This window comes from Cohaesibacter marisflavi (assembly GCF_963665895.2).
Lineage (GTDB): Bacteria > Pseudomonadota > Alphaproteobacteria > Rhizobiales > Cohaesibacteraceae > Cohaesibacter > Cohaesibacter marisflavi.
The window spans coordinates 1,478,582-1,503,046 of sequence record NZ_OY762534.1; the positions used below are offsets into that span (position 1 = coordinate 1,478,582).

Annotated in this window: 21 protein-coding genes and 1 riboswitch; of the genes, 3 read left to right on the top strand and 18 right to left on the bottom strand. The window is 55.8% G+C overall.

The features are described 5' to 3' along the window. Nucleotides 1–58 precede the first annotated feature (58 nt). Nucleotides 59–1,648: an ABC transporter substrate-binding protein gene (locus ACKPCT_RS07820; RefSeq protein WP_319568875.1), complete on the top strand. Its 1,590-nt coding sequence runs from the start codon at nucleotides 59–61 to the stop codon at nucleotides 1,646–1,648. 76 nt (nucleotides 1,649–1,724) lie between these two features. Here ACKPCT_RS07820 and ACKPCT_RS07825 read toward each other — a convergent pair whose 3' ends face one another. Genes ACKPCT_RS07825 through ACKPCT_RS07835 form a run of 3 tightly spaced genes read right to left on the bottom strand, consistent with a single transcriptional unit; the run spans nucleotide 1,725 to nucleotide 5,194 of the window. Beyond that, entirely contained in the window at nucleotides 1,725–3,194 is a 1,470-nt protein-coding gene (locus ACKPCT_RS07825; protein WP_319568876.1) for a cobyric acid synthase, read from the bottom strand. A 42-nt stretch (nucleotides 3,195–3,236) separates the two neighbouring features. Then, complete coding sequence (locus tag ACKPCT_RS07830) at nucleotides 3,237–4,064, bottom strand: precorrin-6A/cobalt-precorrin-6A reductase (RefSeq protein ID WP_319568877.1); 828 nt, start codon at nucleotides 4,062–4,064, stop codon at nucleotides 3,237–3,239. Further along, the gene (locus ACKPCT_RS07835) at nucleotides 4,061–5,194 is read right to left on the bottom strand and encodes a cobalt-precorrin-5B (C(1))-methyltransferase (RefSeq protein WP_319568878.1); all 1,134 of its coding nucleotides are present in this window, start codon (nucleotides 5,192–5,194) and stop codon (nucleotides 4,061–4,063) included. The genes ACKPCT_RS07830 and ACKPCT_RS07835 overlap by 4 nt, the downstream gene beginning before the upstream one ends. Nucleotides 5,195–5,259: 65 nt before the next feature. Here ACKPCT_RS07835 and cobA point away from each other — a divergent pair, with 65 nt between their 5' ends. Together cobA and ACKPCT_RS07845 are read left to right on the top strand one after the other, a co-directional pair. After that, the gene (cobA, locus tag ACKPCT_RS07840) at nucleotides 5,260–6,117 is read left to right on the top strand and encodes a uroporphyrinogen-III C-methyltransferase (RefSeq protein ID WP_319568879.1); all 858 of its coding nucleotides are present in this window, start codon (nucleotides 5,260–5,262) and stop codon (nucleotides 6,115–6,117) included. Nucleotides 6,118–6,138: 21 nt separating this feature from the next. Further along, a complete protein-coding gene (locus ACKPCT_RS07845; protein WP_319568880.1) occupies nucleotides 6,139–7,473 on the top strand; it encodes a cobyrinate a,c-diamide synthase in 1,335 nt (444 codons plus the stop codon). A gap of 32 nt (nucleotides 7,474–7,505) precedes the next feature. On the opposite strand, the gene cobM is transcribed toward ACKPCT_RS07845, so the two are convergent. From cobM to ACKPCT_RS07920, 15 genes are all read right to left on the bottom strand, one after another. Continuing rightward, the gene (gene cobM, locus ACKPCT_RS07850) at nucleotides 7,506–8,282 is read right to left on the bottom strand and encodes a precorrin-4 C(11)-methyltransferase (RefSeq protein WP_319516696.1); all 777 of its coding nucleotides are present in this window, start codon (nucleotides 8,280–8,282) and stop codon (nucleotides 7,506–7,508) included. Beyond that, the gene (cobJ, locus tag ACKPCT_RS07855; RefSeq protein WP_319568881.1) at nucleotides 8,279–10,129 is read right to left on the bottom strand and encodes a precorrin-3B C(17)-methyltransferase; all 1,851 of its coding nucleotides are present in this window, start codon (nucleotides 10,127–10,129) and stop codon (nucleotides 8,279–8,281) included. Before cobJ ends, cobM begins: the two co-directional genes overlap by 4 nt. Continuing rightward, the gene (cobI, locus tag ACKPCT_RS07860) at nucleotides 10,129–10,848 is read right to left on the bottom strand and encodes a precorrin-2 C(20)-methyltransferase (RefSeq protein WP_319568882.1); all 720 of its coding nucleotides are present in this window, start codon (nucleotides 10,846–10,848) and stop codon (nucleotides 10,129–10,131) included. The genes cobJ and cobI overlap by 1 nt, the downstream gene beginning before the upstream one ends. Beyond that, nucleotides 10,841–12,103: a precorrin-6y C5,15-methyltransferase (decarboxylating) subunit CbiE gene (gene cbiE / locus ACKPCT_RS07865; RefSeq protein ID WP_319568883.1), complete on the bottom strand. Its 1,263-nt coding sequence runs from the start codon at nucleotides 12,101–12,103 to the stop codon at nucleotides 10,841–10,843. The genes cobI and cbiE overlap by 8 nt, the downstream gene beginning before the upstream one ends. Nucleotides 12,104–12,117: 14 nt before the next feature. Then, a complete protein-coding gene (locus ACKPCT_RS07870; protein ID WP_319568884.1) occupies nucleotides 12,118–12,798 on the bottom strand; it encodes a precorrin-8X methylmutase in 681 nt (226 codons plus the stop codon). A gap of 62 nt (nucleotides 12,799–12,860) precedes the next feature. Continuing rightward, complete coding sequence (locus ACKPCT_RS07875) at nucleotides 12,861–14,069, bottom strand: sirohydrochlorin chelatase (RefSeq protein ID WP_319568885.1); 1,209 nt, start codon at nucleotides 14,067–14,069, stop codon at nucleotides 12,861–12,863. A gap of 238 nt (nucleotides 14,070–14,307) precedes the next feature. After that, nucleotides 14,308–14,955: an energy-coupling factor ABC transporter ATP-binding protein gene (locus ACKPCT_RS07880; RefSeq protein ID WP_319568886.1), complete on the bottom strand. Its 648-nt coding sequence runs from the start codon at nucleotides 14,953–14,955 to the stop codon at nucleotides 14,308–14,310. After that, a complete protein-coding gene (cbiQ, locus tag ACKPCT_RS07885; protein ID WP_319568887.1) occupies nucleotides 14,939–15,760 on the bottom strand; it encodes a cobalt ECF transporter T component CbiQ in 822 nt (273 codons plus the stop codon). Before cbiQ ends, ACKPCT_RS07880 begins: the two co-directional genes overlap by 17 nt. Next, a complete protein-coding gene (locus ACKPCT_RS07890) occupies nucleotides 15,757–16,452 on the bottom strand; it encodes a cobalt ABC transporter permease (RefSeq protein ID WP_319568888.1) in 696 nt (231 codons plus the stop codon). Before ACKPCT_RS07890 ends, cbiQ begins: the two co-directional genes overlap by 4 nt. Continuing rightward, entirely contained in the window at nucleotides 16,449–17,072 is a 624-nt protein-coding gene (gene cbiM, locus ACKPCT_RS07895; RefSeq protein ID WP_319568889.1) for a cobalt transporter CbiM, read from the bottom strand. Before cbiM ends, ACKPCT_RS07890 begins: the two co-directional genes overlap by 4 nt. A gap of 29 nt (nucleotides 17,073–17,101) precedes the next feature. Beyond that, on the bottom strand, nucleotides 17,102–17,893 hold the full coding sequence (locus tag ACKPCT_RS07900) for a DUF4198 domain-containing protein (protein ID WP_319568890.1): 792 nt from the start codon (nucleotides 17,891–17,893) through the stop codon (nucleotides 17,102–17,104). Between the two features lie 155 nt (nucleotides 17,894–18,048). Further along, a riboswitch (cobalamin riboswitch) is annotated at nucleotides 18,049–18,270 on the bottom strand. Between the two features lie 85 nt (nucleotides 18,271–18,355). Beyond that, a complete protein-coding gene (gene cobO / locus ACKPCT_RS07905; RefSeq protein ID WP_244544565.1) occupies nucleotides 18,356–18,985 on the bottom strand; it encodes a cob(I)yrinic acid a,c-diamide adenosyltransferase in 630 nt (209 codons plus the stop codon). Continuing rightward, the gene (gene cobN / locus ACKPCT_RS07910; RefSeq protein ID WP_319568891.1) at nucleotides 18,982–22,770 is read right to left on the bottom strand and encodes a cobaltochelatase subunit CobN; all 3,789 of its coding nucleotides are present in this window, start codon (nucleotides 22,768–22,770) and stop codon (nucleotides 18,982–18,984) included. The genes cobO and cobN overlap by 4 nt, the downstream gene beginning before the upstream one ends. A 47-nt stretch (nucleotides 22,771–22,817) precedes the next feature. Next, nucleotides 22,818–23,918 carry a cobalamin biosynthesis protein CobW gene (gene cobW / locus ACKPCT_RS07915; RefSeq protein ID WP_319568892.1) on the bottom strand — a complete coding sequence of 367 codons (1,101 nt, stop codon included), beginning with the start codon at nucleotides 23,916–23,918 and terminating at the stop codon, nucleotides 22,818–22,820. A gap of 9 nt (nucleotides 23,919–23,927) precedes the next feature. Further along, entirely contained in the window at nucleotides 23,928–24,344 is a 417-nt protein-coding gene (locus ACKPCT_RS07920) for a DUF1636 domain-containing protein (RefSeq protein WP_319568893.1), read from the bottom strand. Between the last annotated feature and the right edge of the window lie 121 nt (nucleotides 24,345–24,465).

Genomic DNA, 24,465 nt, shown 5'->3' on the forward strand with positions numbered 1-24,465 from the left:
CGGGGCCCCGCGAGCCGCCTCTAATTGCGGATGACATCAATAGTAAGACGGAAAAGCAATGAGAAAGCATTTTGAATTTCTTGCCAATCAAACCATTTCTGGCGGCATGTCCCGCCGCGAATTCATGGGGCGCACAGCAGCGCTCGGTCTGGGGGCGGTTGCTGCCAATTCACTGCTAGGGTCTGTCGCGCAGGCAGCTGGTCCGATTAAAGGCGGCACTGCGAAATTCGGCATTGGCGGCGGCCAGAGCACAGACTCGCTCGATCCGGCGCTATCACTCAACCAGATGACCTTCATGGTTCAGCGGACATGGGCAGAAACGCTGCTCGACGTCAATCCGGATGGTACTCTGGATATGCGTCTGGCCGAATCCTACGATTCTTCAGATGATGCCAAAACATGGTCCTTCAGGATCCGCAAGGATGTGACCTTCCATAACGGCAAGACCGTGACCCCTGAAGACGTCAAGCAGACGCTTCTGCGTCACTCCGACAAGGATTCCAAATCCGGTGCGCTCGGTGTCATGCGCAACATTTCCGGCGTGAAGGTAGATGGAGACAGTGTTGTCGTCGAACTGACCAACGCCAACGCCGACCTGCCCTATCTAATGTCGGACTTCCATTTGATGATCCAGCCCAATGGTGGTCGTGACGATCCGGCAGCAGCTATCGGCACCAATGCATATAAACTGGTCGAAGCCGAGCCGGGTGTTCGCTTTGCCTTTGAGCGGAACCCTGACTATTGGGATTCCAGTCGGGGTCATTTCGATGCCATTGAAATGATGGTCATTAATGATGACACTGCCAGAAATGCGGCGCTTCAGTCCGGCCAGCTGCATATCGTCAATAAAATTTCGCCCAAGGTTGCCGGTCTTTTGAGCCGTGCCCCGGGCCTCTCTATTGAGCGTGTTGCAGGTCGTGGGCATTACGTCTTCGTCATGATGTGTGACCGTGAACCATTCCACACGAAGGAACTGCGCAACGCCCTCAAATATGCCATTGACCGCAAGGACATGGTCGACAAGATCCTGCGCGGCTATGGTACCGTCGGCAATGACTTCCCTATCAACTCGGCTTATCCCTTCTTTGATGAAAGCATCCCGCAGCGCGAATATGATCCGGAGAAAGCGGCCAGCCTTTACAAGGCATCCGGTCACGATGGCAGCCCTATCGTTTTGCGCGTATCCGACAGCGCCTTCCCCGGCGCGGTGGATGCAGCCCAGCTCTATATGGAAAGCGCCAAAGCGGCGGGTATCCCGCTGGAGATCAAGCGCGAGCCGTCTGATGGCTACTGGTCCAACGTCTGGAACAAGCAGCCCTTCTGCGCGTCCTATTGGGAAGGACGCACGGTGCAGGATCAGATGTATTCAACTGCTTATGTATCTTCTGCCGACTGGAACGACACCCATTTCTACAATGATCACTTCGATGAGCTGCTCATTCAGGCCAAGGGCGAACTGGACCAGAGCAAACGCAAGAAGCTCTATAGCGAAATGGCTTATCTGGTACGCGATGAAGGCGGCCTGATCTGCCCGATGTTCAATGACTTCATCGAAGGCGTTTCTGACAAAATCGGCGGCTGGGAAAAGAACGGCGTCTTCCAGCTGATGAACGGCCTCGCTCCGGTCAAATGCTGGATGGCAAGCTAAGCCTTTCTTTTAGTGCCGAAACAATAAAAGGCCCGGCGGATGCGTCGGGCCTTTTTCCTGTTCGATTCTTGAGCATCTAGAGGCCTGCGGCAGCGACCTTGATCAGCCCTTCGACATCCATATGCTCGGCAAAATGATCTGCAAGCGCATCCAGCGTCTTCTCGACACCAAGCTGATAACTCTTGCCTGAAGCCGCATGGCCGAAGGATTTGAGGAAAGCCGCGCGGAACTGATCATCATTGAATAACCCGTGAATATAGCTGCCCATGACCCGGCCATCTGGTGAGGTTGCGCCCTCTTCCTTGCCCTCTATCGTAAAAATCGGGCGGGCGCGGTCTGGTCCTTCGCTGCGACCGACATGGATCTCGTACCCATGCATGGGCGAGCCACTCTCCAAATACGAACCGGTGACTTGTACGGTGCGTTTCTCTCCAGCCATGACCGTATCAATATCGAGCAGCCCCAGCCCTTCACAGACGGCCCCCTTTTCGGTCTCCACGCCTTCAGGGTCCATGATGCGTTTACCCAACATCTGATAGCCGCCGCATAGTCCGAGCACAGACCCGCCCCGGCGCACAATGGCCTTGATGTCGACATCCCAGCCTTCGCTTTTCATGGTCTCCAGATCGCCAATCGTGGATTTCGACCCGGGCAAGATCACCAGATCACTATCAAGCGGAATCGTCTCGCCACGACGAACCATTGTGAGTGAAACACCGGCTTCGGATTTCAAGGCATCCAGATCATCAAAATTGGCAATGCGAGGCAGAACCGGAACGGCAATTTTCAGCGCCGTTCCACTATGCGCGGAAGCGACGTCGCGCCCGAGATCTTCGCTATCCTCGGCGGGCAGACGTACAGCGTCATCGAACCAGGGCAGAATGCCAAAGCCGGGCCAGCCGGTATGGTTGGTTATGATTTCCAACCCTGAGGTAAAGAGTGAAGCGTCGCCACGGAACTTATTGATAACGTAGCCCTTTACCAGTTCTTTATCCGATGGTGTCAGCAGGTGCTGTGTGCCCACCAGCGATGCAATGACGCCGCCACGATCAATGTCGCCAATCAAGATGACAGGTAACCGAGCGGCCTCGGCAAAGCCCATATTGGCAATGTCGCCTTTGCGCAGATTTACCTCGGAAGCGCTGCCAGCGCCCTCGACAACGACGAAATCGGCTCTATCGCTGATGATCTGATAGGACTGCATCACAGATTCCAGAAGCGAGTGCTTGCTCTGGCTATAGTTTCGTGCCTGCATCTGGCCGACCACCTTGCCCTGCACGACGACCTGACTGCCCACATTGCTCTGGGGTTTGAGCAACACCGGATTCATATGCACACTTGGCTCCAGCCCACAAGCCAAGGCCTGAAGCGCCTGCGCCCGTCCAATTTCTCCCCCTTCGGGAGTGACGGCCGCATTGTTGGACATATTCTGAGGTTTGAAAGGTGCGACCTTATAGCCCTGCCGTTTAAGATAGCGACAAAAACCGGCGACCAACATGGACTTGCCGACGTTGGACCCGGTTCCCTGAAACATGATGGCTGGCATGGGGCTTTCCTGTTTGTCTTTTCTTGTCTTGGCTGCCAGATGTTATTCTGGATCTGATTGTGATTGTGATTGTGTTGCTCCATCTTGTGGCGCATCGGGCGCGCTGTTGATCCATTTGAGAATTGGATCTAGCTCGCTGAATTCTGGGCTTTCGGGCAAATGGGGGCGCTTGATCATGATGACGGGAATATGCAACTCCCGTGCGGCAAGAATCTTGTGCGATGCCTTGCCAGCGCCCGAGTTCTTCGTCACCAGATAGTCGATATCATAGTCGAGAAAGAGCGACATTTCCTCTTCCATGGACCGCCCCGGCATTCCTTGAATGAAGGTGGCGGAATGGAACATCTGCTCTTCGGCTTCGGCGATACTGCGGATCACGAAATTGCAATCTTTACGGCTTGCAAAGGGAGCGATGGATTGGCGGCCGACCGAGAGAAAAGCCGTTACACCGGAGGGCAACGCGGCTGCAGCCTCGGTGAGCGTTTTCACGACAGTCCATTCATCCTCGCCGGTTTCGGCCCATTCATGACGCACGAAACGGGCAAGAGGCACACCAGCACTCTTTGAGGCTTCCACCGCATTGCGTGAAATGGCCGTGGCATAGGGGTGGGTCGCATCAATCAAGAGATCGATACCATGATCCTGCATGTAGCTATGCAAGCCTTTTGGACCACCAAAGCCCCCCATGCGAAACTGGAAATGGTCGCTGTCAAATCCCATCCGACTGCGTAGAACTTCCTCGGCCTTGCTGCCGAGCACCCCAGCAAGGGAATAGGTGACATCATGCTCTGTCGACTTGATCACGGTTTCAAGCAGTTCCCTTGCTTCGGCTGTACCACCGAGAAGAAGAATATGGCGCTGTTTGGTCATGGAGCGTGCTCCAGCTGGTCGTAGGTGAGAATCTCGGACTGCGTCAAAAGTGTACCATCCCTCGCAATTACGACAATATCGAGAGCGATTTCACTCGGCCCCAGAATTTTGAATGCGGCGCGTTGCGCCAAATTTGCCACGTGCGGCACAATGGCGACACCGGCAGCCTCGCAAAGCTGCAACACAGCCAGCGCCGTATTGGCCTGCCGAACCTCCTCGACAAGCTCAGGAAAAGCACCAAGGGACGCCACCTCAGCCGCCATCCAGTCGAAGTCTACCTGACTGCGCCCTGAGTGCAAATCCATATGCCCCTGTGCCAGCTTGGTGAGCTTGGCAAAACCGCCCCCTATCGTAACGCGCGCTACGGGATTGCGCCTTAGATATTTGAGCATGCCACCGACGAAATCCCCCATATCAAGCATGGCGAATTCGGGAAGTTCATAAAGGGTGCGCACGGTTTTTTCTGATGTGGAACCCGTACAACCCGCCACATGCCCCTGCCCTTCAGCCCGAGCAACATCAATGCCACGGTGGATGGAATGGATCCATGCGGAGCAGGAAAAGGGAACGACGACACCGGTGGTTCCCAGAATGGAAATGCCACCGACAATTCCGAGCCTTGGGTTCCATGTATGCTTAGCCAGCTTTTCGCCATTGCGCACCGAAATGGTGATGTCCACATCCGGTGCAAAGCCATGCTCTTTTGCAAGCTCTTGGACTACTTCACGCATCAATTGGCGCGGCACTGGATTGATGGCCGGTTCCCCCACTGGGATCGGCAGGCCCGGGCGCGTTACCATCCCTACGCCCGAGCCTGCAAAGAAGCGAACACCGGAACCGGCAGGACCAAACCGCACAGATGCAAGAATGAGCGCACCGTGTGTCACATCCGGATCATCCCCTGCATCCTTGATAATTCCAGCTTCGGCAAATTCCGCTTCCAACCGCTCACAATCGAGCGCGAATGAAGGGGTTTGCCCCTTGGGAAGCGTAATCGATACAGGATCGGGAAAGCGCGAGGAAACCAGCGCAGAAAGGGCTGCTTTGGTTGCCGCCGTTGCGCAGGCACCAGTTGTCCAACCGCGCCTTAAAATTTCCTCTTTCGGTGCTTTTTCCGTGTCATCTGTCATGTACTTAGGTATATAGTGGAGCCAATCGGGACGCCATATCTAAAAGAGCCAGAGCCTAGAAATACATGTTGAATTCCCCCGCCCAAGACTCCTATAGCCAAATACTGTTTGATGGATTGCCCGAATTCGAGCCTGGCTGGGTTTGGCTCGTTGGTGGAGGCCCCGGAGATCGCGGCCTTTTGACCCTTCATGCGGTCAATGCATTGCGTCAGGCTGATGCGATTGTCTATGACGCACTGGTAGACAAGGCCCTTCTCTCCTTTGCCCGACCAGACATTATCGTCGAGTTCGCAGGCAAGCGTGGTGGGCGTCCCTCTTCCAAGCAGAAAGATATCAATCTGCGTCTTATTGAACTGGCCAAGGAAGGCAAGCGCGTTTTACGTTTCAAAGGTGGCGATCCCTTCATTTTCGGGCGCGGCGGCGAAGAAGCCTTGCAGCTTGTAGAGGCTGGGGTTCCTTTCCGTGTGGTTCCGGGGATTACGGCGGGGATCGGCGGGCTCTGTTATGCAGGGATTCCGGCCACCCATAGAGATGTCAATCAGTCAGTGACCTTCCTTACCGGTCACGACCACACCGGAGAAATGCCCACGGCCCTTGATTGGGATGGCATAGCCAAGGGCTCTCAGGTGATTGTCATGTATATGGCCATGAAGCATCTGCATGGCATTACGAAAAAACTGATGGATGCGGGACGCGACCCTGAAGAAGGGGCTGCGGTTATCTGCAATGCCTCCACCCCACGGCAGGAGGTGTTGACCTCGACCCTTACCCATATCGCAGATGACGCCCACAATTCCAACATGGAGCCACCGGCCATCGTTGTGATCGGCAATGTGGTCAAACTGCGTGACGGGTTGGATTGGCTCGGCTTTGCCAATGGTGGCAAGATACTTGTCTCCGATCCCCTTGGCATCAAGTCCTGATTGGTCCCCTACATGAGCACCATGCCACTTCTGCCCACGGGGCTTATTCTCGCAGCAAGTAGCTCGAACGCAGGCAAGACCACGCTATCGCTTGGCTTACAACGTCTCCTGAGCCGTAGAGGCCTCCACGTCACTCCCGCCAAGTGCGGGCCGGACTATATCGATCCGGCTTTTCATGCTGTGGCATCCGGGCAGTCATCCATCAATCTGGACCCTTGGGCCATGACCCGCGAGGATCTGCAAGCGCGAGCCCTGCGGCAGAGCAGTCTTGGCGATCTACTCTTTGTAGAAGGCGTAATGGGATTGTTTGATGGCGCGGCCAAAGGGCAAGGCTCCACAGCAGCGTTGGCGCATGCTCTCGGACTACCGGTCATTCTCGTTCTGGACGTCAAGGGTCAGGCACAGACAGCGGCCGCGATTGCCAAAGGTCTGTGTGAGTTTGACCCTGCGCTAACGATTGGCGGTATCCTGCTCAATCGCGTCGGCTCCAAAGCTCATGAACATCTATTGCGCGAAGCATTTGAGCCTCTTGATCTGCCAATCGTTGGTGCCGTGCGCGGCTCGGATCAGTTGCAATTGCCCTCCCGTCATCTGGGCCTTGTGCAAGCGGGTGAACATGACGGTCTTGACGAGATGATCGACCGGATTGCTGACCATATGTCAGAGGACGTTGATCTTGATCTTATCCTGGAGATTGCCAACAAGCATACGGCAAAAGAACCTGCGCCGACGGGCATTGCCGCTCCCCTTCAGTCTCTCCCCCCTCTAGGACAGCATATAGCCATCGCGCGGGATGAGGCTTTCAGCTTTATCTATCCGCATCTTTTGCAAGACTGGTCTAATCAGGGCGCCGACCTATCCTTCTTCTCCCCCCTTGCCGATGAAGCCCCCCATCAAGATGCGGATGCCATCTATCTTCCAGGCGGATATCCGGAGCTTCATCTGGACAGGCTGGCTTGTGCCGCAACCTTCAGGCAGGCTATACGCTCTGCGGCTGAGCGCAATGTTCTGATCTTTGGAGAATGCGGGGGCTATATGACGCTGGGGCGGTCCATTATATCGGCTGATGGGGTTGAAACCCCCATGCTGGATCTGTTGCCCATCACCACCAGTTTCGCCGAGACAAAACTATCGCTTGGTTATCGCCAGCTGTCGCATCAATCCGCTCTGCCTTGGGCTTCCCAACTGGCTGCCCATGAGTTTCATTATGCGACCATTACCCTGATGGGTGAAGCAGACCCGCTCTTTGAAGCACGGACGGCAGCCGACAGGGCTCTTGCTCCAATGGGGCAACGGGTTGGATCCGTACATGGCTCCTTTGCCCATATCATCGCCCCATTGAAAAATCAGGTTTGAAGGGTAAGGCCTTTAGCCCCTCACCCATTCGCTTAGCCTTTCTTGCTGGCCTTTTTCGGCAGGCGCAGGATATGCTCAAACTCAGCGTCATACAGCTTGGACTCTTCGAAATTCTGCGCGCCCAAAGCAGGACCGACAAGAATGAGCGCCGTGCGGGTGAGTTTGGACTCGCGAATTTTCTGGCGCAAGGTTCCAAGCGTCGCATGGATGAAAGTCTGGTCTGGCCACCCTACGCGATAGGCGATCACTGCGGGGCAATCTTCGCCATAATGCGGCGTTAGCTCCCGCTCGATATGGGCAGCATTGCGCACCGACAGATGAATGGCCATGGTTGCACCGGATTGACCGAGTATCGCGAGGCTTTCCCGCTCCGGCATGGAGGAGGATTTCATCGACGTCCGCGTCAGGATAATGCTCTGGGCAATACCAGGAATGGTCAGTTCCGTCCCCAGAGCTGCGGCAGCGGCAGCAAAGGCAGGAACGCCGGGCACCACTTCATAAGGGATTTCCAGCGCATTAAGGCGCCGCATCTGTTCGGCAATCGCCCCATAGATGGAGGGGTCACCCGAATGGACGCGCGCCACATCCTTGCCCTCGGCATGGGCCTGTTTAATATCCTCGATGATTTCATCGAGATTCATGGCTGCAGTGTCTTTGACGAGAGCCCCTTCAGGCGCCTCGGCCACAGTGGCTTCCGGCACCAGAGAGCCAGCAAAGAGGCAGACAGGGCAGCGTTGGATAAGCTTTAGCCCACGCACGGTGATAAGGTCCGGCGCACCGGGGCCAGCTCCGATAAAATAGACAGTCATTCCCTGTTCTCTCCATCAATTCTTTTTGCATATCCGCGCGGGGTGTAAGCCATCCAGCCATTATCCCCTACGGAGCGATCACCAGAGCGCCACTGGCGCGATTGGGACGAGCCCACAAGAACGACCGTCAACATATCGACTTCTTCGATGTCCAGCGTCGCAAGGGTGCGCATCTTTAGCTCTTCATCCGGTCGGCCCAGATTGGACGCGAGCAGAACGGGCGTTTCTTCCGGGCGTTTGGTTAGCAGCATTTCCTTGGCACGCAACAATTGGGTTCTGCGCTTTTTGGAAACGGGATTGTAGAAAGCAACCACGAAGTCTCCTTCTGCAGCTGCTTTGACGCGCTGCTCAATGGTCTCCCAAGGCGTCAGCAAGTCTGAAAGCGAGATGGTGCAGAAGTCATGGCCAAGCAACGCACCAAAGCGTGCCGAGGCGGCCTGCAAGGCAGAAATGCCCGGCACATGGGTGAGCGCCACCTGTTTGGCAGCATCCGACACGCCGCCATTGTCGGCATCACGGTCTAGCAGCTCCATAACCAGAGCGCCCATGGCGTAGATACCGCCATCACCAGAACAGATCAGAGCTACATCATGGCCCTTGCCTGCTTCTTCCAGCGCATAGCGGCAGCGGTCTTTCTCGCTCCCCATGGGGAAGTCACATCTGCGTTCGTCATCGGCCATCGGGCCGAGCAGATCAAGATAGAATTTATAGCCGACGAGCTTTTCAGCACTGGCAATGAGGCTGGTCGCCTCGGGTGTACGCCAATAGGGCGTACCCGGACCAATGCCGATCACGGCCAGTGAGCCGCGCTTCTTACCGGGCATCTCAGCTATGAAAGGCTCGGCGGCAAGGCCGATGGCGCAGGTGGCTTTATCCGATTTTACTTTGGCAACCAGAAGCGAGCCTTCAGACCCTGCGGCGGCAAGGGCTGCTCCTTCTGCAACGCCATGACACCCAACCTCGGCAAAAACCACATCGGAAGGATTTTTTAAACGCTCTTTCTCGGCTTCCAGCTCTTCGGCTGCGAAGAAACGGGCCGGCACAGAAAAGTGTGCGGCGGCCTGATGGATTGCGTCTTCATCCATTTTGACATCGATGGATGCCAGCAGGCCTATCGCTTCTGGCGCAAGGCTGTTGCTTGCCAGCACACTTTCGATATGGGTGATCAAATCAGCGGCAGCTATGCCCCGTTCGCAGCCCACCCCAACGACGAGTTTTTGCGGGCTATAGGTCAGGCTTGTTTCCGTGCTTGCTTCCGGCACGGGGGCAAAGCTCGCTCCAAGGCTGATGGCAGCGCTATCGGCACGGGCAATGTCGCTATTGTCCAGCCAATCCAGATCGGATGAAACGGAGACAGCTTCGCCATCGACGATCCGCGCCATAACGGCGGCTGCCTTTTTGGCATGTTGCAGTTTCCAGCCCTTTGGTGGATTGTCGAGCGCCAAGCGGTAACGGCAATCACCAGCAGTGGTGACGGCAGCATGGGCGCTCAGCGCTTCGGCGAGCAAATGCGCCAGATCGTTGGCGCCATGATGTCCGCCCAGCAGTGGCACGACCGACTTGCCATCGCGAGCAACGGCCAGCACCGGAGGTTCATCAAACTTGCTATCGAGAAGTGGCGCAAGGGCGCGAATGACAATACCGCTGGCATAAAGCGCAACGATCGCCCGGCCTTGAGAAAACACCCCCTTGAGATGGGCCAGACTATCAGCAAAGGAGACATCGAAGCCTTCTATCTCGCCCTTGCCATGCAGCTCCACCGGATGACCGGCATTCTTGAGTGCAGTCTTGATGGAGACGGCCAGTTCACCTGCTGCCGCACTTGGGCAGACAATGGTAATAGGCATTAGTTTTTCCATGCTTCGTCCCCGTCATAAATAAGAATCATTGAGAAATAAGGCGCTGTGGCGTCCTCAAGCTCGGCAAGCGGGATGGCCTTCTCATTGGCCAGCGTTGCCCGCTCGACATAACCGGCGCGCTTCATGAGATCGAGTTTCTCCAACAGGGAGCGCAGGCGCGGCAAATGGCGCCCCACCTTCATGATGGCAAAGGAGCCTCCAAGTTTCAGACGGGCTTCCAGCTCCTCGTCCGACATCGGGCCAGCAAGCACCGTCAGCACGTCATTGCGGCTGACAAGCGGCTGCTTCAGCCGGCAGGCACAAGCGACAATGGAGGTAACGCCGGGAATGATGTCGGTTTCGAAATCGCCAGCCAACCGGTCGTAAAGATACATGAATGTGCCGTAGAAGAAGGGATCGCCTTCGCACAGGAACACCACGTCATTGCCTGCTTCCAACTGGGCGCGAACCTCGACAGCCCCAACGTCATAGGCGTCCTGAGCGGCTTTACGCTCTGGCCGCATGGGCACCGCTATGGAAATCTCTTTCGTGCCTTCCGCGATATGTGCCTTGGCGATATCGCGGGCAAAGCTGTCGCCCCCTTCTGGTGCCGGATAGGCAATCGTGGTGGCATTGCTGATAAGCCGGGCGGCCTTGAGAGTGATCAGATCAGGGTCTCCCGGACCAACCCCCACGCCGTAAAGGGTGCCTTTATACTTGCTAGTCATTGATTGTGTTTCTCGTCTTGGTCTCTAAGGGCTTGATGAAAGCCCATTGTGTCACTGGCATGGATGGTTTCCAGCCGAAATAGGGGCCTACAGGCGTCGCCCTTGATATGGAAAGTCTTGTCAGCTCGCCGCCATGCTTTTCGAACATCTCAAGAAGCAGACGCTCTGAGCCGAGGGTAACCGCATGGGCCACAAGGCGTCCGCCGGGCTTCAAGGCTTCAAGGCAATAGGCAACGACCTCTTGAGACAAGCCACCGCCGATAAAAACAGCATCGGGGGCGTCCTGTCCTTCAAGGCCTGCGGGGGCTGTGTCGGCAATGAGCTTGAAGCCTGGAACGCCCAAGCTGTCGGCATTGTGCCGAGCAAGGGTCCGGCGTTTTTCCTGTGGCTCTATGCCGATGGCACGGCATGTGCGATGGCTACGCAGCCATTCAATCGCAACCGAGCCACAGCCGGTGCCTATATCCCACAACAGCGCGCCGGGATGGGGCATAAGCTTGGCAAGCGCACTGGCGCGGATATCCCGCTTGGTCATCTTGCCATCATGCTCGAAGGCCTCATCGGGCAAACCGGGCTGGATGGGGTACCAGCTTTGCAAATGATCCGGTAGCGCGATAGCGAGCACGTTGAGATCGGCGAAGCGTTCGTCTCCGACGGCCAACTCCTTGGCGGAAGCAGAAACAACGCGTTCTGCAGCACCGCCCAAATGTTCCAGAATGGTCAACTCGGCATCCTCGATATCGCGCGCGCAAAGCTGGTTGGCAACCTCATTAGGAGACGCCCCATCTCGTGACAAAACAAGCAGGCGTGCCGCCGGACAATAATGTGGCAAGAGCGTTTCGATGCCGCGCCCGTGAATGGTCAGCTTTTCCGTTTTATCCAGCGGCCAGCCCAGTCGACTGGCTGCGAGGCTGAAAGATCCAGGGAACGGCAGCACGCGCATGTCATTTCGCTGGAAATGACGTGACAATGTTCCGCCAATGCCGAAATACATCGGATCGCCGCTGGCCAGCACGACGGCAGGCGTGCCTATAAGGCTTTCCAATTCCTCAAAGGCGCCAGAGAATGGCGTTGGCCAGCCTCTCTTGTCAGCGCCGTCGGCCAGATCATCGGGTATCATGGCCAAATGCCGTGCGCCGCCATAGATGGTTTTCGCTTCGGCGATAAGCGACCATGCCAGATCACCAAGGCCATCAAGCCCATCTTCGCCGATGCCGATTACGCTCAGCCATGGTGCTTTTTGCTGTTGGTTCATCAATCCGCTCGCTCCTACATCGGTTTGTCACTCTGACCAAGCGCAGCAATGGCCAGAGCATTGACGGCCGCGCTCGCCATGGGCGTTCCGCCCCGGCGGCCGAGCATTGCGATATAGTCAAGCTCAAGCTCTGCGGCTTCATCGACCAAGGCCTGTTTGGATTCCGCAGCACCAACAAAGCCAACGGGAAAGCCGAGCACCAGAGCTGGCTTCCCTGCCCCTTGCCGCACCATTTCCAAAAGCCGGAAAAGCGCGGTGGGAGCATTACCGATAGCGACGATTGACCCTTCCAGATGAGGCCGCCACAGCTCCATGGCTGCGGCTGTTCTGGTGGTTTTCATTTCATTGGCAATGTCTGAAACTTGCGGATCATTCAAAGTGACCAGAACGCGGTTCTTTGACAGCGCAGCCCCTTGAGCGAAAAAGCGCGGAGAGATGCCTCCGGCAACCATTTGCGTATCCACCAGAATGGTCGTGCCCCGCGTGAGAGCCGCAAGGCCCGTGTCCGCCGCGTTTGGCGAAAAGCGCAAGTCAGCGACGAGATCCGTCATGCCGACAGAATGCATCAGCCGAACAGCAACCGGTTCAAGCGATGGAGGCAAGGTGGCCAGCGCGTCGCCAGCTTCTTGCCTGATGATGGAGAAGGAGCTGGCATAGATTGCTGCCGGATCCTTCTCATAGTGATGTGACGTCATCTTGATACATCCACCCCTTCTCCGGGCAAGCGATGGCTTAGGCCACCGCTCCCGAGAAAGGTTCAGTCCTTCTTGTACATGCTCTTGGGACCAAGCGGATGATCGGCCTGCGGATAGGGGTGGTGATGATGGTCGTGCCCATCGCCATGAGAGTGGTCATGCCCGTGGTCATGACTATGTCCATGGTGATGATCATGATCGTGCGCGTGATCGTGACTGTGATCATGATGGTGAGAGTGACCATGATCATGGCCGTGACCTTGGGAGTGAGCGTGGTCGTGGCCATGATCATGGTGGGAATGCTCCGACGAAGGGTGATGCTTGAGACATTCGTTGGTGCATTTATTATCTTCGCAATATTCGCAGTCTTTGGTGTCCACCCCTTCAACATGATGGTGGTGGCTTTCCTGCTGCAGGCCGACTTCAGCCTCGAACCCCAGAACCTGCGCACGATATTTGCACAGCTGACAGTTCATGTTGTTGGTGCCTTCCAGAATTTCCTGAACGCGATCCTCGAAGGTTTCGATCACATAGTCCTGATCATTCAGATAAGCCGCCTTGACAAACTGGATCTCCGGATGACGTGCAGCGACTTCATCTGTGAAATTGTAGATGCGGCGCACGAGGATGCCGGTGAAGAGGAAATAAGGGAACACGATAATGCGCTTGTAGCCAAGCTTGGCGGCATGCTCGAGGCCCGGTTCGACCAGCGGGAATGTCACGCCAGAATAGCAAACCTCGCCCCAGCCAAAGCCCATGCCTTCCCAAAGCATCCGCATCAGCTTGTTGACGTTTGAGTTGGCATCAGGATCGGAGGCTCCACGGCCTACAACCATCAACAATGTGTCGGTCAAAGGCACTTCGCCATGCTCGACATTGGCTGCGTCCACCGCTTCCTGTACGCGCGCGCCGGCGGCCTTGATCATCTTGATATCGAGGCCAAGCTCGCGCCCATATTCAATGGTCACGCCAGGCTTCTTGGCCTGATAGGCATTGAGCACAGACGGAATATCATTCTTGGCGTGGCCCGCAGCAAATAACATACCCGGCACAGCCAGAATACGGGTGCATCCCTGCTCAACCAGTTTGTCGAGACCATTCGAAAGCACCGGATTGGCAAATTCAAGATAGCCGTAATCAACCGGCCAATCAGGAAAGCGCGGGCGCAGGCGCTCGGCCAGTTTGGCAAACTGGTCTACAGCTTCCTTGTTGCGACTGCCATGGCCGCAAATCATCAGGCCTAGTTTTTCTTCGTGATTGGAACTGGTCATTCTGGTCCCCTGTGGTTTTCTCATCATGAGCCGCAATGGCTCCTTGTCTGGTTTTCAGCAGGGGGTTGAAACAGTCCGGCCGCGAACGATCCGATCTCTTTCTTCCAACCTGCAGGTCAGTCTTGGCATCCGGCTTGGATCGGCCTCACTGACTTGATTTTCAGCCCCCGTCATGGGAGGCGCTGCAAAGCATTGGGCCGGGTTTTCATCTCCCGGCAGTTGGTTTGGTGTCATCTCATCAAAAGATCTGACCATTCTCCATTTTTACGGTTCGCGTCACGACCTTTTCCCGAAAGGCGCGATCGTGGCTGACGATAATCATTGCCTGTGGCAGCGAAAGAAGTATTTCGATAAGCCGAATGCGTGTCTTCTCATCCAGATCGTTCGTCGGCTCATCAAGCAGCAGAATATCTGGCTTCATGGCGATGACCGTTGCCAGCGCGACCAGCCTTTTCTGTCCGCCAGATAGCCGATGCGTGACCCGCTCTTTGAGGTGAGACAGGTTCAAAAGCGCCAAAGTCTCCTCAACGATAGCATCCGCCTCAGCGCGGCTGTAGCCCAAATTGAGCGGACCGAAGGCGATGTCTTCCTTGACGGTCGGACAGAAGAGCTGGTCATCAGGATCCTGGAACACCAACCCGACACGACGGCGTAGCTGGATGAAGTCCTCTTCGGTCACAAAATCCTGCCCGAATGCGGTGATGCGTCCATCGTGGGACTTATAAAGGCCCACCAGCACCTGCAAAAAGGTACTCTTGCCGACCCCATTGTCGCCGACCAGTCCGACCCTTTCGCCTTCTTCAAGCGCGAGTGACGCGCCGCTCAGACATGGTGCGCCGCCATGATAGGCATAGCTCAGCTTATCTGTTTCAAGCAGCAACGACATGCAACATCTCCAAGGCCAAGAGCGACAGCACGAAAAGGCACGCTATCATCGAAAAGGTAAAATCGCGTCTTGTATAGTCGAAATCCTTGAGCAAATGAAATTGTCCGTTAAATCCCCGGCATTTCATTGCCATAAGAATGCGCTCGGAGCGCTCGAAAGACCGAATGAGCAGCATGCCGACAAGATAGCCGACGCTCTTGTAGGTGTGCAGATTGTTGCCGGGAGCAAATCCTCTGCATTTCATCGCCGTTTTGAGCCGCAGATATTCGGCGTGCAGCACCTCGATATAGCGCACAGTAAACAGCAACAGATGTACGAGCCTTTCGGGCACCTTCAATTTGGCCAGCGCTTGCCCGAAGGTAACAGCATCAATGGTTGCCAACAGCGCCAGAGAGGCCATAACAATGGCATTGGCGCGCAACAGAATGACAATGGCCTGCCTCAAGCCTTCATAACTGGCAGAGAAGCCAAAGACAGATGCCATTTCTGTACCGGGCGTCGTAAAAGGCAGCATGACAAGCAACAGAATGATGAAACTATCCACCGTCAAAACCCGTTTGAGGGAGGTGACAAAAGGCATTCTTGCTTGCAGCAGCAGAAACAGACCACCCAAAAAGGCAATCCCCAGGGGAAGGAGTTTGTCCAATTGGACCACGCAAATGGAGAAGACAAACACGGCGACAATTCTCACGCGCGGATCCAGTTCACGGATCCAGAGGCGATGAGAAAAGATTGCGCCAATGCTGTTTGCCTCTGCCCTGCCCAGCCCTTTGGCTCGACCTGCATCCCCCAGAATATCGCTCATGCGGTTTCCTTCGCTGTAGCCGACAGTTTCTTGCGCTCACCGCGCGCGGCGACATAAAAGCCGATGCCGAACAATCCGCAGATGTAGCCGATACCACCAAGGATCGCCTGCATATCGTTCTTCTCCGTATATTCAGAGATCACTTTACGCAGTGGCTTGGTCTCGTTGCGCACAGCTTTGGCAAATTCTGGTTTGAAAGTTTCGAGCTGTTGGCGAACCTCTGCCGCAATGAGTTTCTGCAAGGCTTCCGGGCTGAGGCCTGCGGTTGCTGCCGCATCACCATCTGTGCCTTCACTGATCTCTTCGAGAACAGCGGACACCTCTGCTATCGCCTCACTTTCTTTTGCGTCACCCCCGATCGCATCGGGAAGTTCATCAACAGCCATATGGTAAGTGCCAATATGCCCAGCACCAAGATTGGCCTTGAAAGTCAGAGGCACCTTCACGGTTGGCGTATATCGGAATATGCCGTCTTCGTCTGTTTTGGTTTCACCAAGTTTGGCACCGTCATCAGCAAACACTTCAACCGTTGTATCCGACGACATATCACCGTTGGAAAATCCTAATTCTCCCTCGATGGCTTCACCATCCGCATAAGCGGACATAATAACCTTGTGGGCCAATGCTGGAGAGGCAAATGCGCAAACAAGAAGAAGCAGGCCTGCCGTCGCCATTTGTTTCAATCGGATCATCGGGCTCCCCCCTTGTTCATTGCATGCAAAAGTTCCGGCTTCACTTTGTGGATGAGGTAGATGGCCGCAGCCGACAGAAGCCCCTCAATGATCATGATCGGGATATGAGCCACGAAGACAATTTTCGCCTGAAGTGCAAAATTGTCACCTGAGAAGCCAAGTGCCAGAGCAACAAAGAGCGTCGTCAAGGCGATGGCCAATGCTCCGGCAACGCCACCAAATACAGCAGCAAGACTGGACGATGTGGTTCGGATCAAAAACGGATTGACCATCAAACCAACCAATACGGCGGGCGCGGCAATATTCAGGGTATTCACCCCGAGCACCGATATACCTCCGAAGGCGAAAAAGACGGCTTGCAGAAGCAACGCCACGAACAATGCGGGAAATGCAGCCCAGCCGAGAATAATCCCGGCCAGACCGTTCAGGATGAGATGCACGCTCGAAAATCCCAGCGGAACATGGATCAGCGATGCAACAAAAAATGTTGCACTGAGCACACCCGCAGCCGGAATGAGGTCCATCGTCAACTTCCGCAAGCCTACGACGATGCCAACTGCGGACATAGCGGACCCCACAATCAGCACCTCGTTGGAAAGAGCACCATCAACGATATGCATGGCGCACCCTCCGGCTGTGACATGGAAGGCTATTTGAGGTCATAAGCTCTCACCCAAATAACAGCATCCTGAGAAAGCTCCTTGCCTTCAAACTCGGTATCAGGCCCTATACCAAGAGCCGCAAAGCCCCAGAAGCCAGCCTTTGGAATACCGAAGGTGAAATAGCCATTCTCATCGGAAAGAGCGACCACAGCGCCACCCGGAGCAGGATCCACGCTCACTTCGCCTGGAGTGTTGGTTTCCATGTTTGGCGCAGCTGCGATATATTCAATTTCGATTTCAGCACCTGCCACCGGCTTGCCTTGCGAAAGGACGCGCCCGGTAAAAGTGGATCCGGCAAGAATATTGGTCGGCTTGTTGAGCGGGACTATTTCGGTTTTGAGCCCAGCGGGTTCATTCCAATCAGTGGGAAGCCCGCCCTTATTCAGATAGCTCTTAGCGATCTGCTGGATATAGATATCTTCGCTCTCTTCATAATAGGGAGCAGGCCGCACGACGAGCGTATAGTCGCCGCTGCGCTTAACCTTCACACTGGCGTCGAACGCATCTGCGTCATTGGCTGAGCCCTGAAAACGCATGGGCACCAGTGTGTCCATCAGGTCAATCTTCTTGCCTTTATGCAGGGCATAAAAGGCTTCCGGCGTGCCCATATCCATAACATGGCCATTTTCAAACGGATGCCAGAATATGAGTTTCAGCGGAACATCGCCCGCTTTGACCAGATTAACCTGTGGGGTATAGACCAGCTGAAAATGCGCATTAGCGGCGCTGGAAACCATGAGGGCGGAAGCTAAAAGCGCCCCTGTCAGTAATTTATGCATAGAGTCATCTCCTGTCGGCAACAAGCCAATTTGGAGACGCTGTGGGAATGGAAGTATCGGCAAGGGACTGCTGGTGTAAAATAGGGCACCAGACTATCTCTCTACCCAACGCTCACCCCGGCGTCTTGTTTAGAGGCGGCAAGGCTGACTATTCAGCCTGTACCAGTCTGATGGCAGGTCTCCTGGCTCACGGGTCATAGCAATTGACTAAACCTTCCCAACACCCCGGTGTCAGTGGATTTCTCTAATCAATCGCTCGCCGCTTACAGTTGCGGGGGCAGCCATGGAGTCGGTCCCTGATGGGTAAGCCTCACCATGTTCCCTTTTCATTTTCTCATCACGCCTGGACGAGAAAAACCATCGAACAATTCATGTGTAGGATTGCAAGCAAGGCATGTCAACTCGCCTTTGGCCCGCCCTATGATTTGGACACAGAAAAGCTGAATTAAATCAGCAATTTTCCTAATACTCGATGCCTTCCTGTGCCTTGATACCAGACCGGAACGGATGCTTGATCAGCGTCATTTCGGTCACCAGATCCGCAATTTCAATTAGCTCATCCTTTGCGTTGCGACCGGTGATAACAACATGGGTATCATCTGGCTTTTCTTCGCTCAGGAACTCCACGATTTCCTCAATCGGCAGATAGTCATAACGCAAGACGATGTTTAACTCATCCAGCAGCACGAAGCGGTTTTCCGGATCGAGAATCGCTTCCTTTGCCGCGTCCCATGCTGCGCGGGCATTGGCGATGTCCTTGTTACGATCCTGCGTCTCCCAAGTGAAGCCCTCGCCCATGGCCTTGATCGTTACCTGCTCGGGGAACTTTTCCAGCATGCGCTTTTCGCCCGAATCCCAAGCACCCTTGACGAACTGGATGACGGCGATCTTATGCCCGTGTCCGATGGAGCGGAAGGCCATGCCGAAGGCGGCGGTGGATTTGCCCTTGCCCTTGCCCGTATGAACGATGATCAGGCCTTTTTCCTCGGTCTTGGTGGCGAGGATTTTTTCACGCGCGGCCTTTTTCTTTTTCATCTTTTCTGCATGGCGAGCGTCGAGCTCTTCCTGCGTCATACCGTCTGTCTTTTTCATAGGAACTCCCCTTCCTGCTGAGTGGCTGGTTTCTTGTTTTCTTCCAGATTGAATCGGGCACTGTTAGACTTGGGCGTCCAGAGGCCTCGATCAAGCGCCTCCAAAAAGCGATCAATCATATCATCATAAGCGGGCCGGTTCTTGTCCTTGAGGAAATCGGCAACAGCATCATCCTCGATATAGGCCTCATAGAGCTGATCGAAATGGTGATCGCCAACGGCGTTGGTCGTCGCGGCAAAGGCAAACAGGTAATCAAGCGTTGCTGCGATTTCGAACGCGCCCTTATAGCCATGGCGCATCACACCGGCGATCCATTTCGGGTTCGCCGCCCGCCCACGCACAACGCGTGCGATTTCCTCATCCAGCGTGCGAATAACGGGGCGCTCGGCGCGGGAATGATCATTGTGATAGACCTTCGGTGCAGCGCCACGGAAGCTCTCGACACTGGCAGCAAGCCCGCCTTCAAACTGGTAATAGTCGTCCGAGTCGAGCAGATCATGCTCGCGATTATCCTGATTCTGGATCACCGCATCGACTTTTGACAAACGGCGCTTGAGACTGTCGGCGGCACGGTCACCATATTGCCCGGCGCCATAGGCAAATCCACCCCATGCCACAAAGGCCTCGGCAAAGTCCGAGCGCTTGTCCCAGATTTTCTCGTCGATCAGCGCCTGAAGCCCCGCCCCATAAGCCCCCGGCATGGACCCGAACACACGGAACGTAGATTGCCTGCGGGCCAGATCAGCGTCAACGCCCTGCGCTTCGGCCTCGGCCCTTTCGCGGCGCACACGGGCGGCCAGCGGGTTGGCGTCCTCGTCTTCATCTAACTCGGATACCTGCCGCACGGCGCTATCGAACAGATCGATCTGATGGGGAAAAGCATCGCGGAAGAAGCCCGAAATGCGCAAGGTCACATCCACGCGCGGGCGCCGCAATTCTTCAAGCCGCAGCACCTCTATGCCTGTCACACGTCCCGATGCCGGTTCCCAGACCGGACGGACACCCAGCAGGGCCAGCGCCTGTGCAATATCATCGCCACCTGTGCGCATGTTGGACGTGCCCCAACAGGTCAGTACGATGGCTTGAAGCCATTCCCCCTCATCCTGAAAGTGGCGTTCCATCAGCCGCTCGGCAGAGAGTTCTCCGATGGCCCAAGCCGTTTTGGAAGGCACGGAGCGCACATCGACTGCAAAGAAATTGCGTCCCGTTGGCAGAACGTCCGGCCGGCCTCTTGTGGGGGCTCCCGAGGGACCGGGCGGCACAAACCGTCCGCCAAGGCCGGCCAACAGATGACTGGTTTCTTCGGGCCCGCAGGCATCAATCGCTGCGCTGAGGTCTCCCTCTACCCAATTGAGCACAGCCTTTGTTGCCTCAAACCCGTCAGGGCAGACCACCTCACCTGCAACCAACGCCTTGGCGAGCAGCTCGATCCGCTCGACCGTATCGCCGCAATGGCGCCACAGGGCGTCTGAAAGACGGGCAAGAAGATCAGGGCGCGGACCGTCCCATGCTTTGGCAAAATCGCAATCCAGAGGATCGAAGCGGACGCCAGCCACTGTAAGGTCGAGATCCGCAGCTATGGCGCGGTGGAGAGACTGCTGAGCGGGTTCGTTGCCGCGCGGCACGCGCGCTATGGCGACCAGCAAATCGGTTCGGTAGCCCCCTTCAGGCGAGGCACCCAGAATATGCAAGCCATCGCGGATTTGCAGCTCTTTCAGGTCGCACAAATGGGTGTCCAGTTGCTGCAGTGCGGTCTGGTTGTCATCATCCGCCCCCACGCCAGCATCCTTATCAAGGCCGGTTCGGCTGGCCAGAAAGCGGATTTCCTCCAGCAGCTTGTCCGATCGGCGCGGATCCACCCCTTGCGCGGTGTAGAATTCATCCACCAGCGCTTCCAGCTCTTCGCCTGCGCCATGGCTTTCGGCGCGGGTGAGCGGCGGTGTCAGATGATCAATGATCACCGCGCTGGTGCGGCGCTTGGCCTGACAGCCTTCGCCGGGGTCATTGACGATGAAGGGATAGAGATGCGGCACAGGCCCGAGCACGGCTTCGGGATAGCAAGCTTCACTGAGCGCGAGGGCCTTGCCCGGCAGCCATTCAAGATTGCCATGCTTGCCTGCGTGAATGACCGCATGAACGCCATAGACACGCCGCAGCCAGAAATAGAAGGCGAAGTAATTGTGCGGCGGAACCAAATCTGGATCGTGATAGGTATCTTTGGGGTCGATATTATACCCACGGGCGGGCTGCACACCGATGGCCAGATTACCAAAGGTGAGGATCGCTAGCTGGAACGCTTCGCCGGTGACCATAGGGTCATTATCTGGCGGCCCCCAGCGGGTCACGACGCCGTTCTGAACGGCCTCAGGCAGTGCCTCAAACATGGCCCTATAGTCGGCCAGAGTCAGCTGGTTCTCGCTCTGGCGGATGGCCTTGCCCAGTGCGTTGGTCGGCCCTTTGAGGATCTGCTGCATCAGCGCGTCGGCATCTTCGGGCACAGGGCCAACCTTATAACCCGCATGTTGCATCGCCCTCATCAAGGCGACAACGGAGGCTGGACTATCCAGCCCAACCCCATTGGCGATGCGGCTGTCCTTGTTGGGATAGTTTGCCAACACCACGCCAACCTTGCTGCTTTTGGGTTCGGAACTGCGCAAGCGCGCCCAGCCTTTCGCCAAGGCAGCGACATACGCAATCCTGTCGCCATGTGGAACCAATTCGACGGGCTTATAGTACGTCTTGCTATCCAGCGCGCCCTCTTCCTTGAAGGCTATGGCGCGGCTAAGAATGCGTCCATCCAACTCGGGCAGAACCACATGCATGGCCAGATCTCGCGCAGAGAGACCGCGCGGGCTTTCTTCCCACGCCAGCTTGCTGGAACCAGAGAGAATGACCTGGAGCACCGGACAATCATACTGATCCAGAATGGTAGGCTCGTAAGCCTGCCCGGCCTTGGATAGAGCAAAAGCGGTGCAATTGAGCAATACAGCGGGTGGCAACTGGGCTAAAGCGCCTTGTAGGAATTCCTGCGCCTCGAAGTCCTTCAAGCTCGGTAGAAAGATCGGCAAGGCATGCAGCCCGTTTGCCTCAAGCGCTTCTGCAAGCGCATCAATCGGCGCCGTCATAGCGCTTTGCACGTAAGACCGGTAAAAGAGAATTGGCACCACAGCTTTTTGCGTTTCATTGGCTACATCAGCCAAATAGCGCTGTAGACCCTCCTCGCCGCTAAAGCTCTCCCCGTGTTTGAGAATGCCCACGCGCGGCAAAGGCACAGGATGGGGCACAGCCTCTATGTCCCCCGCGATCAACGCCTCGGCAAACCGAAGCGCAAGGGCCATATTCTCTGCTCCCCCCTCAACGCAATAGCGCCAGAGTTGCCGCACAATGGTCACCGGTTCGCTCGACCATTCTGCCAGGCTTTCATCCCACTTGTCATCGCCGGGCATGACGAGCAATTTGACATCATAGCCGCGCGAGAGCTTCTTGAGCTGCTCTAACCCGTAACGCCAATATTCAACACCGCCAAGAAGGCGCAGCACGATGACTTTTGCGTGGCTCGCGGTTTGATCCACATAGAGATCAACCGAATAGGGATGCCCCAGCGCCATAAGGTTGGCCAGACGCACCGAAGCGGCCTCATCAGGGCGAGACCGTGCCGACATGGCAAATGCTGAAAGTTCGCTATCAGCAGAAGACAGAATGAGGATATCACCGGGGGTCTGCCCCAGATCTACGGCTTCTTCGCCGTCATCAATCCGTCCTGCATCAGGCGCCAGTATATGCATGTGGGTACGGTCCTTATTGTCTTTGGCCTTATTATCGTTGGTCTTCTTTAGCCCAGTGTCTTGTTGGCGCGATCAAGATCGAAATCCTTAAGACCAATGACCACCAGCCCAGTCGAGCTCTCAGCCCCCGGATCAAACCAGCTTTCCACGCGGCGCCCGACCGCTTGCACCACAACGCGTGCTTTTTTGCCTTCAATCGCCGCATAGCCTTTGACGCGCAGGACACCGGACTGAGCCAGAACATCTGATACGGCCTGTTTAAGCGCATCCATCGAGGCAAAGGCGCGCGGCGCGACTACTGCGGAATGGAAGTCATCATGGTCGTGATGGTGGTGATGATGGTGGTGGTCATGATCATCATCGTGCTCGTGATCGTGATCATGGTCGTCATTGTGATGGTGATGATCATGCGCGGCTTCTCGGCTGTCGAGATCTTCTTCCGCGCCCGCTTCAAGGCCCAAAAGCACAGCGGTCGAAACATTGCCATTGGCCGAGTGAATGGTTTTCACCCCATCGCGCCGATGCTCCGCAATGATCGCTTCCACCCTCGCCATGGCATCTTCATCAATGAGATCAGCCTTGGAAATCACAATCATGTCCGCGCATTTGAGCTGATCATTGAAGAGCTCATCAATCGGATTTTCGTGATCGATTGAGTCATCCTGTTCCCGTTGACGCACAACGGCCTCTTCATCGACGCTATAGTGGCCTTCGCTCAGCGCTGCGGCATCGGCGATGGTAATCACGCCGTCGACGGTCACTGAAGCGCGCACGCTGGGCCATTGGAAGGCCTGAACAAGAGGCAGAGGCAATGCAAGACCAGACGTTTCGATAACGATATGCTCCGGACGCGGTTCGCGCTTGAGCAACATTTCCATGGTCGGCAGGAATTCGTCGGCCACCGTGCAGCAGATGCAGCCGTTTTTCAGTTCGACAACATCGTCTTCGGTGCAATTGGGATTGCCGCAGCTGGAAATCATTTCGCCGTCGAACCCCATATCGCCAAATTCATTGACGATGAGAGCAATTTTCTTGTCCCCGGCCTGTTCAATCAGATGGCGGATAAGCGTGGTTTTGCCGGAGCCGAGAAAGCCGGTCACAACGGTGGCTGGAATTTTGGGCGATGACAGAGGAGCCTTGAAAGACATGATGAGCCTCTAGGAGTCGTTTGAGAATTCAGAAGGGAAAGGATGTAACCGGGCGATGGTGTTCTTGCGAATATGCTGCGGGCGTTCGCGCCATTGCGGCAAGCCGTCTTCAGCCTCGACATAGCTTTTTGCAAAGGCAACAAGATCGTCGACCCTGTCGGCGCTGCTGTCGAGTTCTCCGACGACGAACTGATATTTGTCCTTTGCCAGAAGAGCGACAACACAGCTGCGCTTGCAGCTGCTCATGCAACGGGCGGCCTGAATGACGAGTTGGCCATCCAGATCGGCATCGGCCTTCACAGCGGAATGCACCGCGCCAAGCAGCTTCTCGCCCTCAGGACATTCTGTGGCTAGTCTTTCCGGATTCTGTTTGACTGCCGCGCTGTTGCAAGTGCTGCAGATTTGCAAAATTGCCTTATTTTTCAAAGCATGATCCTAACTTCGCATCAAAGCATGAAGGCTTTTGATACCGAGTTCAACGAAACACGCCGATAGCAGGGAGGGAAAAGCAAGGAAGCAAAAATCAATTTGCCTCATCTCCGATACA

Bases quoted from the DNA above. Each gene is read 5' to 3' on its own strand.
- ACKPCT_RS07820 (WP_319568875.1), top strand. From the start codon at position 59: ATGAGAAAGCATTTTGAATTTCTTGCCAATCAAACCATTTCTGGCGGC.
- ACKPCT_RS07825 (WP_319568876.1), bottom strand. From the start codon at position 3,194: ATGCCAGCCATCATGTTTCAGGGAACCGGGTCCAACGTCGGCAAGTCC.
- ACKPCT_RS07830 (WP_319568877.1), bottom strand. From the start codon at position 4,064: ATGACCAAACAGCGCCATATTCTTCTTCTCGGTGGTACAGCCGAAGCA.
- ACKPCT_RS07835 (WP_319568878.1), bottom strand. From the start codon at position 5,194: ATGACAGATGACACGGAAAAAGCACCGAAAGAGGAAATTTTAAGGCGC.
- cobA (WP_319568879.1), top strand. From the start codon at position 5,260: ATGTTGAATTCCCCCGCCCAAGACTCCTATAGCCAAATACTGTTTGAT.
- ACKPCT_RS07845 (WP_319568880.1), top strand. From the start codon at position 6,139: ATGCCACTTCTGCCCACGGGGCTTATTCTCGCAGCAAGTAGCTCGAAC.
- cobM (WP_319516696.1), bottom strand. From the start codon at position 8,282: ATGACTGTCTATTTTATCGGAGCTGGCCCCGGTGCGCCGGACCTTATC.
- cobJ (WP_319568881.1), bottom strand. From the start codon at position 10,129: ATGCCTATTACCATTGTCTGCCCAAGTGCGGCAGCAGGTGAACTGGCC.
- cobI (WP_319568882.1), bottom strand. From the start codon at position 10,848: ATGACTAGCAAGTATAAAGGCACCCTTTACGGCGTGGGGGTTGGTCCG.
- cbiE (WP_319568883.1), bottom strand. From the start codon at position 12,103: ATGAACCAACAGCAAAAAGCACCATGGCTGAGCGTAATCGGCATCGGC.
- ACKPCT_RS07870 (WP_319568884.1), bottom strand. From the start codon at position 12,798: ATGACGTCACATCACTATGAGAAGGATCCGGCAGCAATCTATGCCAGC.
- ACKPCT_RS07875 (WP_319568885.1), bottom strand. From the start codon at position 14,069: ATGACCAGTTCCAATCACGAAGAAAAACTAGGCCTGATGATTTGCGGC.
- ACKPCT_RS07880 (WP_319568886.1), bottom strand. From the start codon at position 14,955: ATGTCGTTGCTGCTTGAAACAGATAAGCTGAGCTATGCCTATCATGGC.
- cbiQ (WP_319568887.1), bottom strand. From the start codon at position 15,760: ATGAGCGATATTCTGGGGGATGCAGGTCGAGCCAAAGGGCTGGGCAGG.
- ACKPCT_RS07890 (WP_319568888.1), bottom strand. From the start codon at position 16,452: ATGATCCGATTGAAACAAATGGCGACGGCAGGCCTGCTTCTTCTTGTT.
- cbiM (WP_319568889.1), bottom strand. From the start codon at position 17,072: ATGCATATCGTTGATGGTGCTCTTTCCAACGAGGTGCTGATTGTGGGG.
- ACKPCT_RS07900 (WP_319568890.1), bottom strand. From the start codon at position 17,893: ATGCATAAATTACTGACAGGGGCGCTTTTAGCTTCCGCCCTCATGGTT.
- cobO (WP_244544565.1), bottom strand. From the start codon at position 18,985: ATGAAAAAGACAGACGGTATGACGCAGGAAGAGCTCGACGCTCGCCAT.
- cobN (WP_319568891.1), bottom strand. From the start codon at position 22,770: ATGCATATACTGGCGCCTGATGCAGGACGGATTGATGACGGCGAAGAA.
- cobW (WP_319568892.1), bottom strand. From the start codon at position 23,918: ATGTCTTTCAAGGCTCCTCTGTCATCGCCCAAAATTCCAGCCACCGTT.